Origin of the sequence: Bacillus sp. ISL-4 (assembly GCF_018613275.1) — a bacterium.
In the GTDB taxonomy this organism is placed as follows: domain Bacteria; phylum Bacillota; class Bacilli; order Bacillales; family DSM-1321; genus Peribacillus; species Peribacillus simplex_E.
Genome location: NZ_JAGGQN010000014.1, coordinates 13,106 through 27,544 on the forward strand (window position 1 = coordinate 13,106; position 14,439 = coordinate 27,544).

At 42.4% G+C, this 14,439-nt stretch carries 12 protein-coding genes and 1 riboswitch; of the genes, 4 read left to right on the top strand and 8 right to left on the bottom strand.

Features of this window, described 5'->3' with window-relative positions:
• Window positions 1-122 precede the first annotated feature (122 nt).
• Window positions 123-1,589 carry a sodium/proline symporter PutP gene (putP, locus tag J7J00_RS12630; RefSeq protein WP_214791076.1) on the top strand — a complete coding sequence of 489 codons (1,467 nt, stop codon included), beginning with the start codon at window positions 123-125 and terminating at the stop codon, window positions 1,587-1,589.
• A 134-nt stretch (window positions 1,590-1,723) separates the two neighbouring features.
• Window positions 1,724-2,944 carry a PucR family transcriptional regulator gene (locus J7J00_RS12635; protein ID WP_214791077.1) on the top strand — a complete coding sequence of 407 codons (1,221 nt, stop codon included), beginning with the start codon at window positions 1,724-1,726 and terminating at the stop codon, window positions 2,942-2,944.
• Window positions 2,945-3,250: 306 nt separating this feature from the next.
• Here J7J00_RS12635 and J7J00_RS12640 read toward each other — a convergent pair whose 3' ends face one another.
• Window positions 3,251-4,903: a glycerol-3-phosphate dehydrogenase/oxidase gene (locus tag J7J00_RS12640; RefSeq protein WP_214791078.1), complete on the bottom strand. Its 1,653-nt coding sequence runs from the start codon at window positions 4,901-4,903 to the stop codon at window positions 3,251-3,253.
• Between the two features lie 40 nt (window positions 4,904-4,943).
• On the opposite strand from J7J00_RS12640, the gene J7J00_RS12645 reads away from it, so the two are divergent.
• Window positions 4,944-5,132, top strand: a complete 189-nt coding sequence (locus J7J00_RS12645; protein WP_214791079.1) for a hypothetical protein — start codon at window positions 4,944-4,946, stop codon at window positions 5,130-5,132.
• A gap of 176 nt (window positions 5,133-5,308) precedes the next feature.
• Here J7J00_RS12645 and glpK read toward each other — a convergent pair whose 3' ends face one another.
• The 4 genes from glpK to J7J00_RS12665 form a co-directional block, all read right to left on the bottom strand.
• Window positions 5,309-6,799 carry a glycerol kinase GlpK gene (gene glpK, locus J7J00_RS12650; protein ID WP_214791080.1) on the bottom strand — a complete coding sequence of 497 codons (1,491 nt, stop codon included), beginning with the start codon at window positions 6,797-6,799 and terminating at the stop codon, window positions 5,309-5,311.
• Window positions 6,800-6,820: 21 nt separating this feature from the next.
• Window positions 6,821-7,645 (bottom strand): MIP/aquaporin family protein, encoded by an 825-nt coding sequence (locus J7J00_RS12655; protein ID WP_214791082.1) that lies wholly within the window; start codon window positions 7,643-7,645, stop codon window positions 6,821-6,823.
• A 227-nt stretch (window positions 7,646-7,872) separates the two neighbouring features.
• Window positions 7,873-8,415 carry a glycerol-3-phosphate responsive antiterminator gene (locus J7J00_RS12660; RefSeq protein ID WP_061465361.1) on the bottom strand — a complete coding sequence of 181 codons (543 nt, stop codon included), beginning with the start codon at window positions 8,413-8,415 and terminating at the stop codon, window positions 7,873-7,875.
• A 165-nt stretch (window positions 8,416-8,580) separates the two neighbouring features.
• A complete protein-coding gene (locus J7J00_RS12665) occupies window positions 8,581-9,081 on the bottom strand; it encodes a hypothetical protein (protein WP_214791084.1) in 501 nt (166 codons plus the stop codon).
• 100 nt (window positions 9,082-9,181) lie between these two features.
• Window positions 9,182-9,283, top strand: a riboswitch (SAM riboswitch).
• A gap of 82 nt (window positions 9,284-9,365) precedes the next feature.
• On the opposite strand from J7J00_RS12665, the gene J7J00_RS12670 reads away from it, so the two are divergent.
• A complete protein-coding gene (locus J7J00_RS12670; protein ID WP_214791085.1) occupies window positions 9,366-10,469 on the top strand; it encodes a 5-methyltetrahydropteroyltriglutamate--homocysteine S-methyltransferase in 1,104 nt (367 codons plus the stop codon).
• A 148-nt stretch (window positions 10,470-10,617) separates the two neighbouring features.
• Here the strand turns inward: J7J00_RS12670 and J7J00_RS12675 are convergent, their stop codons facing one another.
• The 3 genes from J7J00_RS12675 to J7J00_RS12685 all read right to left on the bottom strand — a co-directional run bounded on the left by J7J00_RS12675 (window position 10,618) and on the right by J7J00_RS12685 (window position 14,227).
• Window positions 10,618-11,142 (bottom strand): hypothetical protein, encoded by a 525-nt coding sequence (locus J7J00_RS12675; protein WP_214791087.1) that lies wholly within the window; start codon window positions 11,140-11,142, stop codon window positions 10,618-10,620.
• A 255-nt stretch (window positions 11,143-11,397) separates the two neighbouring features.
• Window positions 11,398-12,522: a CaiB/BaiF CoA transferase family protein gene (locus J7J00_RS12680; RefSeq protein WP_286201321.1), complete on the bottom strand. Its 1,125-nt coding sequence runs from the start codon at window positions 12,520-12,522 to the stop codon at window positions 11,398-11,400.
• Between the two features lie 220 nt (window positions 12,523-12,742).
• Entirely contained in the window at window positions 12,743-14,227 is a 1,485-nt protein-coding gene (locus J7J00_RS12685; RefSeq protein WP_214791089.1) for an amino acid permease, read from the bottom strand.
• Window positions 14,228-14,439: the final 212 nt, after the last annotated feature.

Below are 14,439 nucleotides of genomic sequence, written 5' to 3' on the forward strand. Positions count from 1 at the left end.
GTTATGTATCTCCCATTATGGATACGGAAACCAAAATGAGGTTAAATGGAGGAAGTGACAAATAGGTTGCTTCCTCTTTTAAAACAAAAAATTAATTTATTTCAACTTGAAGGGAGTCTTTTATGGATTACGCATTAATAATTTCGATCAGCATATACATGGCTGGCATGCTTTTCATCGGTTACTTCGCTTACAAAAGGACTTCCAATTTAAATGATTATATGCTGGGCGACCGGGGTCTTGGTCCTGCTGTCACTGCATTAAGCGCCGGTGCTGCGGATATGAGCGGCTGGCTTTTAATGGGTATGCCTGGTGCCATGTTCGCAACAGGACTAAGTTCCATCTGGATTGTAATCGGTCTCACGTTAGGAGCCTATGCGAACTGGCTGTATGTTGCACCAAGATTGAGAACTTATACGGAAGTCGCCAATAACTCCATTACGATCCCCGCTTTCCTGGAAAATCGCTTTGGCGAGGGCTCACGGATCTTAAGGCTCATTTCGGCATTGGTTATCCTGATATTCTTCACCTTTTACGTTTCTTCCGGAATGGTATCCGGCGGAGTTTTATTCCAAAGTACTTTTGGCCTTGATTACCATACAGGTTTATGGATTTTGACAGGTGTCGTCGTCGCCTATACTTTATTCGGCGGATTCCTGGCAGTAAGCTGGACAGACTTTGTTCAAGGAATCATCATGGTCGTTGCCCTGGTTCTTGTACCGATCGTCACTCTTTTCCATGTTGGCGGTTTCGGTCCTTCGATCGACACGCCACGTTCCATTGATCCAGCTCTATTGAACATTTTCACAGGGACGAGCTTTTTAGGCATCATCTCATTGTTTGCCTGGGGACTGGGTTACTTCGGACAGCCTCATATCATTGTCCGCTTTATGGCAATCAGTTCTGTTAAGGAAATAAAGAAAGCACGTAATATCGGGATGAGCTGGATGATTTTCTCCAGTGTCGGTGCGATGTTGACTGGATTCATCGGAATCACGTATTATTCCCAGAACAACCTGAAGTTAGCTGATCCTGAAACGATTTTCATAGAGTTAGGGGAAATACTATTCCACCCATTCATTACTGGTTTCTTGATTTCAGCAATACTGGCAGCCGTCATGAGCACGATTTCTTCGCAGCTTTTGGTTACAGCCAGCTCTTTAACCGAGGATATATACAAAACCTTCTTCCGTCGTTCCGCTTCAGATAAAGAACTTGTTTTCCTCGGCAGACTTTCTGTACTGATCATTTCAATCATCGCGCTTATTCTCTCTTGGGAGAAAAATGACACGATCCTTGGACTTGTCGGGTATGCTTGGGCTGGATTCGGTTCTTCATTCGGTCCATTGGTCTTACTAAGCCTCTGCTGGAAACGCATGACAAGATGGGGAGCTTTAGCAGGGATGGTCGTTGGTGCCGCTACTGTAATCTTCTGGTCCATGGCCGGATTATCCGATACGCTTTATGAAATGATTCCTGGTTTTGGCGCAAGCTTGATTGCCATCGTCCTGGTCAGTCTTCTTACAGCGAAACCATCAAAAGAAGTGGAAGATCAATTCGAAGAATTCGAAAGAACATTAAAACAATAATAAATCCCCTTAAAAGGAACGGTATTTTTACATATACCGTTCCTTCTTTGTTCTTGCCCCTATACACATCATAACTTTAAAAGTATTATTATACTAAGTTGTCATACACTTCAAAAAACTACAGGGGGCCATATATGTCATTAGAAAAAATCCTGACTCTCACAAACATCAACGATATAACGGATATGGTCAGCACTTATTTAAAAAAACCAGTCGTCATCGAAAATGATCAATTTTTATTGCTGGCATATAGTTCATATTATATCGAACACTTCGACCAAGCCAATCGGCAAACGATCTTCACAAAGCATTGGCCGATTCCAATTCTGGAAAAATTCATGGATGAGGGCATTGTCGAACAGCTTAAAACCGTTGAGCATCCATTCAGGGTGAAACAAATCGAGGAAATCGGATTAAATCAAAGAGTCGTTGTGAGCGCCGTTCACAAAGGACAGGTCTTCGGTTTCATTTGGGTCCAAGAAACGGAAATGATGACTGATTCCGATTTGGAATTTTTACATGAAGTTTCCCATCATATCGGCAAGCTCCTTTATCAGAAAAAACAGATAAACATGAAAAAAGATGAGGAAAAAAATGAGTTTTATCAAAAGGTCATTGACGAAGTCTATCAAACGGAAAATCAAATAAAATGGGAAGCCGCCAATATGAATCTTCTCATTCCGGAAACTTTCCTTGTCAATGTCTTTACCATCGCTCAATCCGATGCTGAACATTTCGATGAATTAGCGGATACAGTCAGTCTATTCGCCAATGCATTGAATCATTTTACACATGTATTCACAAACCAATTGAAGATCATCGTCTTGATTGGCAGCAACGGAAAAGGGAAAGACCTGCTTACCGATAGCGCCAATGATTTAACGAACACCGTTCTTTCCCAATTCAATGACAAAAAGGTATTCCCAGGAATCGGAAATGAGTACTCTTCCATTCTTCAATTAAGAAAATCCTATCTCGAGGCCCTGGTAGTGATCAACGCAGCCAAGTTCATCGGTGAACCTGAACAGCTTCCCTTCCAATATAGCAAGCTTGGGATTTTCCGTTACCTCGAAATGATCTCCAACCATCATACTAAAACGAATTATATCAATACGGATTTAGAGATACTTCAAAAGAAGGACCAGGAAAGTCAAACCAAACTCCTTCAAACACTGGAAATATATCTGTTTAACAATTGCCGGATCAAACCGACAGCTGAACAGCTATACATTCATACCAACACATTGAAATATAGATTGAATCAAATAACCGATCTCACCTCAATCGATTTTGATGACTTTCATTCAAGAATGCAACTATACATCGATTTACAGCTTATAAAGCAGAGATCTTAAAGAGCGTCCCCGGTTTTTGAGTTCGGGAGATTCAACAAGCTAAGGAGAGAAGAAACGCGGCTAGGTCTGCCGTTTTCCTCTCTCCTTCTACATGTTTCTTCTATTTTTTTATAGGGTAACCGTTTCTTTCCTTTGTTACGATTTTACTGGACTCACTTTATGCGTCCCAGTAAGAACGAAATCTATGATTTCCTCTTTTGATAGTTTGCCACTTTGCGGAGTGCCGCCAGGATGATGAGCGAAAGAAGAAAAGGGCCATGAAAAAAACACCAGCGATTCCGCCGGCGTCATGTTTTTGCATATAGGTCAAGATACTCTAATCGCACCCGATATTTCCCGTTCCAATTGATTGGTCCTCTCCATTTTTGTTGATTCCGTCCATCCAAAATATCTAGCCATATAATCGATCACTCCATGTTTATGCGTTTGGACTAAATCGATATCGAATAATAGCGTCCCCGTCCTGCGGAAGAAGAAATCCACTGGAGTTGCGGCCATTTCATGATTTAGTGCGTATTTTAGCTGTACGAACAATTTCTTTGGAAGGCCACTGCTTGCTCCTCCGTCTCCTTCGCTTTTAGCGATATCGAATATCACAGGTGCGTTGGACCCGTACATGGCCAATATTTCTTCGGAGTCCTTAACTGCAAGCCCTGAGTCAACTCCCATTTGAATATGTTGCTTGATATAATCGGAGAAGTTGCTTGATCCCCCGACATCCCCACCGGAAATCGGCATGCCTTTAGTACTGCTGGCTGAGTAAGTTTTATTGGATTGCTGGGCAAGCTTCCCTGCCAAAAGGTCGACCGTCGTTTTTGCCATTTTGCGATAACCGGTCAATTTCCCTCCCGCAATCGTGATAAGGCCCGAATCGGACTCCCAAATTTCATCTTTCCTTGATATTTCAGAAGGATCTTTCCCTTCTTCAAGAATCAACGGCCTCACTCCAGCCCAGCTTGATTCGATATCATCACCCGTTATGTTCACTTCTGGAAACATATAATGTATCGACTTTAATAAATAGGCACGGTCTTCGGAAGTAACGGTCGGCACTGCAGGATCACCATCATAAAAAGTGTCCGTAGTCCCTACATAAGCTTTACCGGCTCTCGGGATGGCAAAAATCATCCGGCCATCAGGCGTATCAAAATAAAGCGCCTGCTTCAACGGGAATTTCGATTGGTCGATGACCACATGAACACCCTTGGATAACTTCAGCGTTTTCCCTTTTTTCGATTGGTCCTTTTCACGAATGGAATCGACCCATGGACCTGCTGCATTAATAACTTTGTCTGCGTATATTTCATAAGAATCACCTGAAAGTAAATCTGCAACTTGGACGCCGTTCACCTTGCCATTGTCATATAACAATTTTTCCACTTTTGTATAATTTATCGGTGTTGCCCCTTTATCGACAGCCGCCTTCATCACTTCAATCGTCAGACGTGCATCATCTGTCCGGTATTCAACATAGTAGCCTCCGCCCTTCAGTCCCTCTTTCTTAACGAGCGGCTCCCGTTTTAGTGTTTCCTCCGCCGAAAGCATTTTCCTGCGTTCAGCTTTTTTTACCCCCGCAAGGAAATCATATACCCGAAGGCCAATGGAAGTACTGAATTTCCCGAAGGTGCCACCTTTGTGCATCGGTAACAGCATCCATTCCGGCGTGGTAACATGCGGTCCATTTTCATAAACGATTTCCCGCTCTTTACCAACCTCGGCAACCATTTTTATTTCAAATTGCTTCAAATACCGCAATCCGCCATGAACAAGTTTTGTCGAGCGGCTTGAAGTACCTGCTGCAAAGTCCTGCATTTCAACCAAGGCCACTTTCATTCCACGGGTCGTTGCATCCAGGGCGATCCCTGCACCGGTAATTCCCCCGCCAATGACAACCACATCATATTTCTCTTTTTTAAGAAGTTCGATCGTTTCTTCCCGATATATATTTGAAAACCTCATGCCTGACTCCTCCTTTAAGTATTGCATTCTTTTTCTTTTTTTGAATTCTGCACGTTTACTCGTGAATTCACGCGCTTTACTCGTGAATTTGCTCTGTTTACTCGTGAATTCACGCTTTACTCGTGAATTTGCTCGGTTTACTCGTGAATTCTGCACGTTTACTCGTGAATTCACACGCTTTACTCGTGAGTTTGGTCATTATATTCAATTGGTTCATTTGTTCGCATAGTTTATATAGATATTAATATCCCTAATCTGCCATTAAAAACAAAAAAAGAGACCATAAATGACATTATCGAATTAACGATAACGCATTCATGGTCTCTCCTGTTCTCCGGCCGAGTTATTAACTTGATTTAATTATAGCATACTCCAGCTCGTTTGAGAAAGAATACATCTTGTTTTTTATTTAAATGCCATAGCGGCATGTACAGCTTTTTTCCAGCCTTCATATAATTTTTCACTATTTTGTTCTTCCATGGAGTGTTTAAAGGTTTTGTCTACCGCCCATTGCTGGGAGATTTCTTCTTGATCCTTCCAATACCCGACAGCAAGGCCTGCTAAGTATGCAGCACCTAATGCTGTAGTTTCGTTTATGGTCGGCCTCTCGACGGGCACCCGTAATAAGTCGCTTTGGAATTGCATCAGGAAGTCATTCTTGACTGCCCCGCCATCCACTCTTAATGTCTGGAGCTCGATTCCTGAATCCGCCTCCATTGCATCAAGGACATCCTTCGTTTGATATGCCAGTGATTCAAGTGTGGCACGAATGAAATGTTCTTTGGATGTACCGCGCGTCAAACCAAAAACGGCTCCCCGCACTTCGCTGTCCCAATATGGAGTTCCAAGTCCTACAAAAGCCGGTACCACATATACTCCATCGGTACTTTCCACCCGTTTTGCATAGGCTTCGCTGTCCTTGGCATCATGAAGCATCCGCAGGCCATCGCGCAGCCATTGGATTGCGGAGCCCGCTACGAATATACTGCCTTCCAGTGCATATTCGACCTTCCCATTCAGTCCCCAGGCAAGGGTCGTCAATAGTCCGTGTTCGGAACTGACAGCCTTGGCTCCTGTATTCATGAGCATGAAACAGCCTGTTCCATACGTATTTTTAGCCATTCCTTCATTAAAACAGGCTTGGCCGAATAATGCTGCCTGCTGATCACCGGCTGCCCCGGCGATCGGAATCGATTGGCCGAAGAAATGATATTCGATTGTACGTGCATACTCCTCAGAGGAAGGCCTCACTTCCGGCAGCATTGATTTTGGTACAGTCAATATCTCGAGTAGTTCTTCATCCCATTTCAGTTCATGGATATTGTACATCAATGTCCGGGATGCATTGGAATAGTCCGTTACATGAGCCTTGCCTCCTGATAGCTTCCAGATCAGCCAAGTATCAATGGTACCGAATAACAGCTTGCCTTCATCCGCCTTTTGTCGTGCCCCTTCCACATTATCGAGGATCCATTTCACTTTCGTTCCGGAAAAATAAGCATCTATCAACAATCCCGTTTTATCCCGGAATAGATCATTAAGTCCCTTTTCCTTCAAATCATCACAGATTTCACTTGTTTGCCTGGACTGCCATACAATCGCATTATAGACAGGGGTACCTGTTTCCTTATCCCAAACGACTGCCGTTTCACGCTGATTGGTTATTCCGATCCCGGCAATTTGCTCTGGCTTTACACCGGATTCAGATAGTACACCGGCAATGACCGCCAGGATCGATCCCCAAATCTCATTGGCGTTATGCTCGACCCAGCCTGGTTTAGGGAAATGCTGCGTGAATTCCTTTTGGGAGGAATGAACGATTTCCCCCTTTTCGTTAAATAAAATCGCCCGCGAACTCGTTGTTCCTTGATCTAATGATAAAATGTATTTTTCCATTGTGTATGCCCCTCCTTTTAATTAACTGGCAATATTTCTGCTTTCCAATTCATGTGACTGTTTTTTACCAAATGCATAGGCTAATATCAATAGTACCAGGCTTGCACCCAAAACAGACCAAAATCCTGCTGTTATTTCTCCCATAAAGAATGCTTTATAACAAACGGCACCAAGTGAACCCCCAATAATCGGGCCAACAACCGGAATCCATGAATAGCCCCAATTGGAATTGCCTTTACCCGGTATCGGCAGCAAAAAGTGAGCGATGCGCGGCCCCAGATCGCGGGCCGGATTAATCGCGTATCCTGTCGTTCCCCCAAGAGACATCCCAATCACGACAATCAATAACCCGACTGCGAATGGGTTTAGACCCTCTGTAAAATTATTGGCACCTATAAATAATAAACCAAGAATAAGGATGAAAGTTCCAATCATCTCACTTAATAGATTTGAAAATGTATGCGGGATCGCAGGTGAAGTCGCGAACACACCAAGCTTCGTTCCTGGATCATCCGTAGCTTTCCAGTGTGGCAAATAATGCAGGAATACTAGAGTTGCTCCAAGGATTGCGCCAATCATTTGGGCAACGATGTAACCGGGCACATCACTCCAAGGAAATTCCCCAATAATCGCAAACCCTACTGTGACTGCCGGGTTTAAATGCGCGCCGCTTATGGACCCCACTGCAAAAACACCCATGGTAACAGCCAATCCCCATGCAATCGTGATAACGATCCAACCGGCATCTTTTGCATAAGAACCCTTTAAGGATGAACCAGCCCCAATACCTGCTCCGAATAAAACTAAAATCATCGTGCCTACCACTTCTCCCCAAAATGGAGTCATGAATAAAACCCCTCCCCTGATAAATTTTTAAACCATGCCACAAATAAAAGGAGATCCACAGCAGAACTATCTTCATAAAATAAATTATGAATAGATCTGTTGTGAATCTCCTAGTCTCCGTCACATATATTAACTTGTACAGTAAAATATACTAGGTAATGAAAACGCTGTCAATATTTTGTAAAAAATTAATCTATTTTTCTGTGATTTTTTTCAATTTTCCCCTATTAAACGATATCCCATAATTCAGTTTTGGAAGTGGTGATTGACGACGCTCCAGCATCAAGGGCGTTCAGGACTTCATCCGAAGTACGTATGAGGCCGCCTGCAAAAATCGGTGTCTGCAATCGTTCCTTCACTTCTTTTATCATCCATGGCATGGCGCCCGGCAATACTTCGATATAATCCGGCTTGGTTTTCTGCACCAGCTTATAACTTTTCTCAAGCGCATGTGAATCTATTAGAAAGATTCGCTGGATGGCAATGACCCCCTTTTGCTTCGCCTTCAATATAACGTTTGATTTAGTTGAAATCAGCCCATATGGATTATATTCCTGACAAATGAATTCTGTCGCGTACTCATCACTTCTTATGCCATGGATCAAATCGACATGATAAATCATTTTCTTATTATGCTGCTTTGCCATCATACTTACGTTTTTCAATTGTGATATATGCAAATCAAGAAACACACCAATTTCATAGGAACTTTCTAAAAATCTTTCGAAATCCTTCATGCTTGCTGAAGCAGGCAAAATCTTCTGATCCATCATTATCCTCCTCATTCCCAGAAAAACTCAAAACTTCAAGTCATTTAGTATATTTTAAAGAGCTTGATTTATCAAACACATTTTTTTCATGACCAATGTCACCATAACACTATCATACCTGGCACTCCCTTTATAGTTTTCGGCTAAGGATGTATGTAAACTCCATCATAAGGTAAGTTTCATTTTCAATGCACCTTTTACGAGTTCATACGATTTAATTGTGCCAACGGGAATTTTTCTCACGATGTTCCATGCATTAACATTCATTTTGATCGTTCTTTTTTCAAATTCAAAAAACGGCGGTCTGTTAAATATCCTTTGGTTGATAAAATTCCTGTCAATTGGTTCCATTTCCACTAATTCAAATAAAATCGTTCTTTTTTCCACATGAACCGGTTTTAATGTAATCCGAAAAGCTACGTTTTTCTTAAACATCATTTTTTTCACTTCCATCGTTCCGGAAAGCACTATATGCTTTGGCGTAATCTCGACTTTAATATCCTGACCATATGATTTCATTCTTATGATTTTCTCTATCATGGCTTCAGTTACCGTTATCGGTATGCCATTTTTGAATGGACTGAATGTACTCACCCTTGCATTCCCCTCCTGCCGCTCATACGGAACGGTTATAGCATATGCCGGGTTCCCTGATGTAGGTAACATTTCAACCCATATTAATAATCGGTATATTCGAAATCTTCCACCTTCAATACTTGACCTTTATAAAAACTACCTGTATAGTCTTAATTAATTTAATAGACAACTCTTATCCAGAGAGGTGGAGGGACTGGCCCTTTGATGCCTCAGCAACAGACTGATCATGTACTGTGCTAATTCCAGAAGTGTAAAAACTTGAAGATAAGAAGAGTATATAGCTTTGCTGCCAACACCTCTTCTTATTTTTAAGAAGAGGTTTTTTATTTTTAAAAGGAAAGAAGGAATGCAACATGTCAATCACATTAACGAAGGCACCATTCAGGGCCGATCACGTCGGAAGTTTATTAAGACCAGAACGTTTACATCTTGCCAGAAAGCAATTTAAGGAAGGTACCATTTCAGCAGAGCGGCTTCGTGAAGTTGAAACCGAAGAAATCAATCGGATTGTCGAAAAACAAATTGAAGTTGGATTGGAGGCCGTGACGGATGGTGAGTTCAGACGAACATGGTGGCACTTTGACTTCCTCGAACATTTAAATGGCATCGAGGGATATGTGACTGAAAAAGGTCTCACGTTCGATGGTGTGGAAACAGAGAGATATAACGTCCGCAATACCGGGAAGGTTTCATTCAATCCTGAACATCCCTTCATTCGTGATTTCATTGAATTGAACAAAATCGTGAACGGACGCGCCGTTGCCAAGCAAACCATTCCCAGTCCGAATCAACTATTTGCTGTAGGCATTCATAATGAAGACATCTACCCTGATATTGAAGACTATGCTAATGATATCATCAAAGCGTATCAGCATGCTTTGAAGGCCTTTTATGAAGCAGGTGTGCGTTATCTTCAATTGGATGATGTATATATTGCCAGACTTTCAGCTCCGGATTTCCAGTTCAAAGATGGAAAATATACGAGAGAACAGTTAATCGATCTTGCACTTCGCGTAATTAATGGCGCATTGGAAGGCAAACCAGAAGACCTTGTCGTCACTACACACCTATGTCGCGGGAACTACCAATCGACTTGGGCGTTTGAAGGAAGCTATGCCCGTATCGCCCCAACTTTATTGGCAAAAGAAAAAGTGGATGGATTTTTCCTGGAATATGATGATCAACGCTCAGGAGATTTCAAACCATTGGAATACATTCCAAATGGCGGTGCACGGGTCGTACTGGGTGTCGTCACTTCAAAAAATGGAGAAATCGAAGACAAGGAAGCTGTTCAGGTACGCATTGAAGAAGCCTCGCACTTCGTTCCTCTCGAACAAATATGCTTAAGCCCTCAATGCGGCTTCGCCTCCACCCATCACGGCAACAAGCTGACCGAAGAACAGCAATGGGAAAAGCTGAAACTCGTCGTTGATGTAGCAAAAGAAGTATGGAAATGATTTTTTTGCGGAGCCTTTAATCCATTCGAACAACCTAATCGGCATCAATATAAGCGTGTCGATTAGGTTTATAATAAAAGGCGTAAAAGGCATTTCTCCTAAAGCTGAAAGCAAACAAAAAAAGAACGGTCATCAGCACGTCCCCTTTTTACTTGCAGCTATCATCATCATCCATTTTCTTCACAAATATATCATCCGTCACCCTATCTTCCAGCTTGTTCCTCAAGGCCAATTCCGCAGCCTTCCCATCACTAGGCGACCCGTCCGCGAAATACATCGGAAACAAGGAGAAAAACATAATATAGAAAGAAAAATAGATGAATTGATACCAGATCACCGAGCTGTCCAGGATATTCTGATACACTAAGCTATATATGATCAGCATGCTGATTAAATTAAAGATAGCCCCCCCTAAATATATCAGCGTATTCGTCAACCGATTATCATGTTTCAATCCCTTGAACTCGCAAGTCCCATTCCAAAAATAATATTTCCTCACCTCTATGTTCCGGAAAGCAAAAAGTTTATTACCACAACCGATCAAGATTTTCTTTTCTGATCCACCAAAGATCGTAACAAAGAAAATATGCCCGCTCAAATGTATCAGCGTAACGATTGGCATGATCAAAAAAAAGGAAAATAGAAATTTAATGATATCAGAGAGACCAAACATGTTTAAACAACCCTCCTTACCAGGATGCTACTCTGATACCCTGCCCACAATGGTTATAACTAGTAAATTTTCACAGTAGCCATATGTTGCATTCCACAAGTGCTATTATTCTCCTTCTGTTTAATTTGGGCTGTTTCCAGCTTAATATGCCTTCCTCCGCTTATTTCGACCTATCTCCAGCTTAATTCGACCTTCAAAAAGAAGGCTATCCCCTTCCAAAAAAGCTCGGAAAAGTGATAGCCTTTACATCTTTATTTAGCGATTGGGGGTGTGAAGAATTTCTGCGTTGTTTTGTCCTGGCCTCAAGCCTGCATGTTTATATTCAGGGGTGAAAACCGATGTTTTGATCGGGCAGGCGATTTGCTTCTGGGCATTTCCTTTTCCGTCCGGTACCTCGACGATCATTCCCCTGTCCCTCAATTGGGGGTGTTCGGCCGCTTCAGTGAAGGTCAGCACTGGTTCTGCGCAGGCCTCGAAATCAGCGAATATTTCCTGCCATTCATGAAAATCCCTTTCAAGGAAAGCCACTCGGATGGCCGTTTTAAACCTGATTCCGCTTTCTTCATCGCTTTTCATGCTCAGTTCATACAATTCGGGTGCACCGATCGCTTCACATAAGGCTTTTCGAAAAGGGGGCTCAAGGCTTCCTACCGAAAAATATCGTCCATCTTTCGTTTCGTAAAAGTCATAAAAGGATCCTCCGTTCAACATCAGTTTTTCTGGTTCAAGCTCGAGTCCCCCTTGTAAATTCAGGGGTGCGGATATGGCATTCAAGGCAAAACTGCAGTCGGTCATGCTGATGTCGATGGCTTGGCCGAAGCCCGTTCTTTCCCTATGAATGACTGCAGATAATATACCGATAACAGCATGCAGTGATCCTCCGGCAAGATCTGCTATTTGGGTTCCGTTTTTTGCTGGTCCGCCCTTTTTCGTACCGGAATAGCCTGATAAGCCTGCAATCGAAATATAATTGATATCATGTCCCGGTCGGTCTTTATAGGGACCTGTCTGGCCGAAGCCCGTGATGGAACAGTAAATCAGCTTCGGATTGATCCATTTTAATGCCTCATAGCCCAGTCCTAGGCGTTCCATGACACCTGGACGGAACTGTTCAATGACGATATCGTATTCCTTCACTAGATTTTTTACGGATTCGATGGACTCGGATCGTTTTAAATCAAGTGTGATCGACTTTTTCGATCTGTTAAGATACTGGTTCACACCCCATGAATCCGTTGCTCCCGGCCTCTCTACCTTCAAAACGTCCGCACCTAAATCCGCTAGCATCAAAGTGGCAAATGGGCCTGGCAGTAACGTTGAAAAGTCCAATACTTTTAAATGAGTCAATAAGGTCATCAGCCGTGCACCTTCCCTTTCCATTTGAAATAGTAAAAGCTTTCCCCGTCGTTCTGTACATAGAATTTAGCAGAGTTTACGATTATCATATAACACTGCCTGAGACTTTTGTATAAATTTCCATTTAATAAAAATAAAAAGCCAGGAATCAGCTTCCTGGCTTTTTATAATGAGCCTATAGAAAACAAGTAAAAGCCGGACAATTTAAAACTACATTGTCCGGCTGATTTTACATTAAGCTTGTTCATTCATATTTTTTGTCAAAGTCAAATTCTACTTCATCAAGTTTAACGAATTTAGTTTTTCTTACCAGTTTATAGCCAAGCCAAAGGCCAAGGAAAAGCGGGATTCCCAGGTATGCAGCTATAACACTGCCCCAATCGATCTGGTCTGAGAAAAATGCTTGGATATTTTGGGACAGGATGACGATCATGCCAATTAAAATGGCAAAGATCGGTCCAATCGGAAACCATAATGCCTTATATGGCAGCTTCTCCAATGAATGGCCTTGAGCGATGAATGCTTTCCGGAAACGGTAATGACTGATGGAAATGCCGAGCCAAAAGATAAACCCTGTAATTCCAATGGCATTCATTAACCAAATATACACTTTACCATCACCGAATACGGAGGCTAAAAAGGCCAGCATGCCGATGGAACATGTCAAAACCATGCCTGCAACCGGTACTCCGCGTTTATTAAGTTTTGCAAAAATACGCGGTGCTTGTCCTTCTTTTGCCATTGAGTATAACATACGCGTTGATGCATATAGACTTGAGTTACCTGCAGATAATACTGCTGTTAAAATGACGGCATTCATAAGCGAAGCGGCAAAGGCCACTCCAGCTTTTTCAAAAATGAGCGTGAATGGGCTTACCATGACGTTATCACCTTGTAAACTTGAGTTCGTATAAGGGATAAGCAGCCCTATTACAAAGATTGCCAATACGTAAAAGAGCAAGATTCTCCAGAAGACACTTTTAATGGCCTTCGGTATATTCCGTGCAGGATCTTCACTTTCCCCGGCAGCCACACCAACAATTTCGGTACCTTGAAAAGAAAAGCCAGCTGCTATGAACACGATGAAGACACCCATGAACCCACCCGGGAAAGGAGCGTCATCGACGGTGAAGTTTTTAAAACCAACTGCTTCGCCACCCATAATGCCGAAGATCATTAGCAGCCCGACGATTATAAAAATAACGATGGCTGTTACTTTTATGAAGGAAAACCAGTATTCCCCTTCACCATATCCTTTAACGGATAAATAGTTCAATAGGAAAATGAGCACCAAGAATGATGAACTCCATAACAATGATGGACTATTCGGAAACCAGAATTTCATGATCATTGTCGAGGCTGCCAACTCTGCCGCTATCGTCATCGACCAATTGAACCAATACGTCCATCCCAAGGCAAAACCAAATGCCGGATCGACGAATTTCGTTCCATAGGTACTGAATGAGCCGCTTGTCGGCATAAAGGCCGCCAGTTCCCCTAAGCTCGTCATCACAAAGTAAACCATTGCCCCAACTAAGGCATATGCAAGCAATGCGCCGCCTGGCCCAGCTGTATGAATGGCTGCCCCGCTGCTAAGAAACAGCCCGGTGCCAATAGCCCCGCCAATGGAAATCATCGTTAAATGGCGGGATTTTAAACCGCGCTTTAGTTCTTGTCCTTCTTGCTGTGGAGGATGTTGAACGATGTCATGTTCTTGTTTTGGTATCATAATTTTTCATCCCTTTCTATATAAGCGCTTTCATATATGGGAAATCCATTTAATAAATTTTCCTATTTCATAGACTTCAAATAGATCTAATTTACAATTCGAATTCCTTTTCTGAAATATATGCAATTTTCATGCCAAATTTATAAAACGCAATATTTCAACAAATTATCAAAAAAACACCCTTAATAGACAAAATATTTTGCACTTTACGC

Excerpts from the sequence above, each read along its gene's own strand:
- putP (WP_214791076.1), top strand. The coding sequence starts at position 123 with ATGGATTACGCATTAATAATTTCGATCAGCATATACATGGCTGGCATG.
- J7J00_RS12635 (WP_214791077.1), top strand. The coding sequence starts at position 1,724 with ATGTCATTAGAAAAAATCCTGACTCTCACAAACATCAACGATATAACG.
- J7J00_RS12640 (WP_214791078.1), bottom strand. The coding sequence starts at position 4,903 with ATGAGGTTTTCAAATATATATCGGGAAGAAACGATCGAACTTCTTAAA.
- glpK (WP_214791080.1), bottom strand. The coding sequence starts at position 6,799 with ATGGAAAAATACATTTTATCATTAGATCAAGGAACAACGAGTTCGCGG.
- J7J00_RS12655 (WP_214791082.1), bottom strand. The coding sequence starts at position 7,645 with ATGACTCCATTTTGGGGAGAAGTGGTAGGCACGATGATTTTAGTTTTA.
- J7J00_RS12660 (WP_061465361.1), bottom strand. The coding sequence starts at position 8,415 with ATGGATCAGAAGATTTTGCCTGCTTCAGCAAGCATGAAGGATTTCGAA.
- J7J00_RS12665 (WP_214791084.1), bottom strand. The coding sequence starts at position 9,081 with ATGTTACCTACATCAGGGAACCCGGCATATGCTATAACCGTTCCGTAT.
- J7J00_RS12670 (WP_214791085.1), top strand. The coding sequence starts at position 9,366 with ATGTCAATCACATTAACGAAGGCACCATTCAGGGCCGATCACGTCGGA.
- J7J00_RS12675 (WP_214791087.1), bottom strand. The coding sequence starts at position 11,142 with ATGTTTGGTCTCTCTGATATCATTAAATTTCTATTTTCCTTTTTTTTG.
- J7J00_RS12680 (WP_286201321.1), bottom strand. The coding sequence starts at position 12,522 with ATGGAAAGGGAAGGTGCACGGCTGATGACCTTATTGACTCATTTAAAA.
- J7J00_RS12685 (WP_214791089.1), bottom strand. The coding sequence starts at position 14,227 with ATGATACCAAAACAAGAACATGACATCGTTCAACATCCTCCACAGCAA.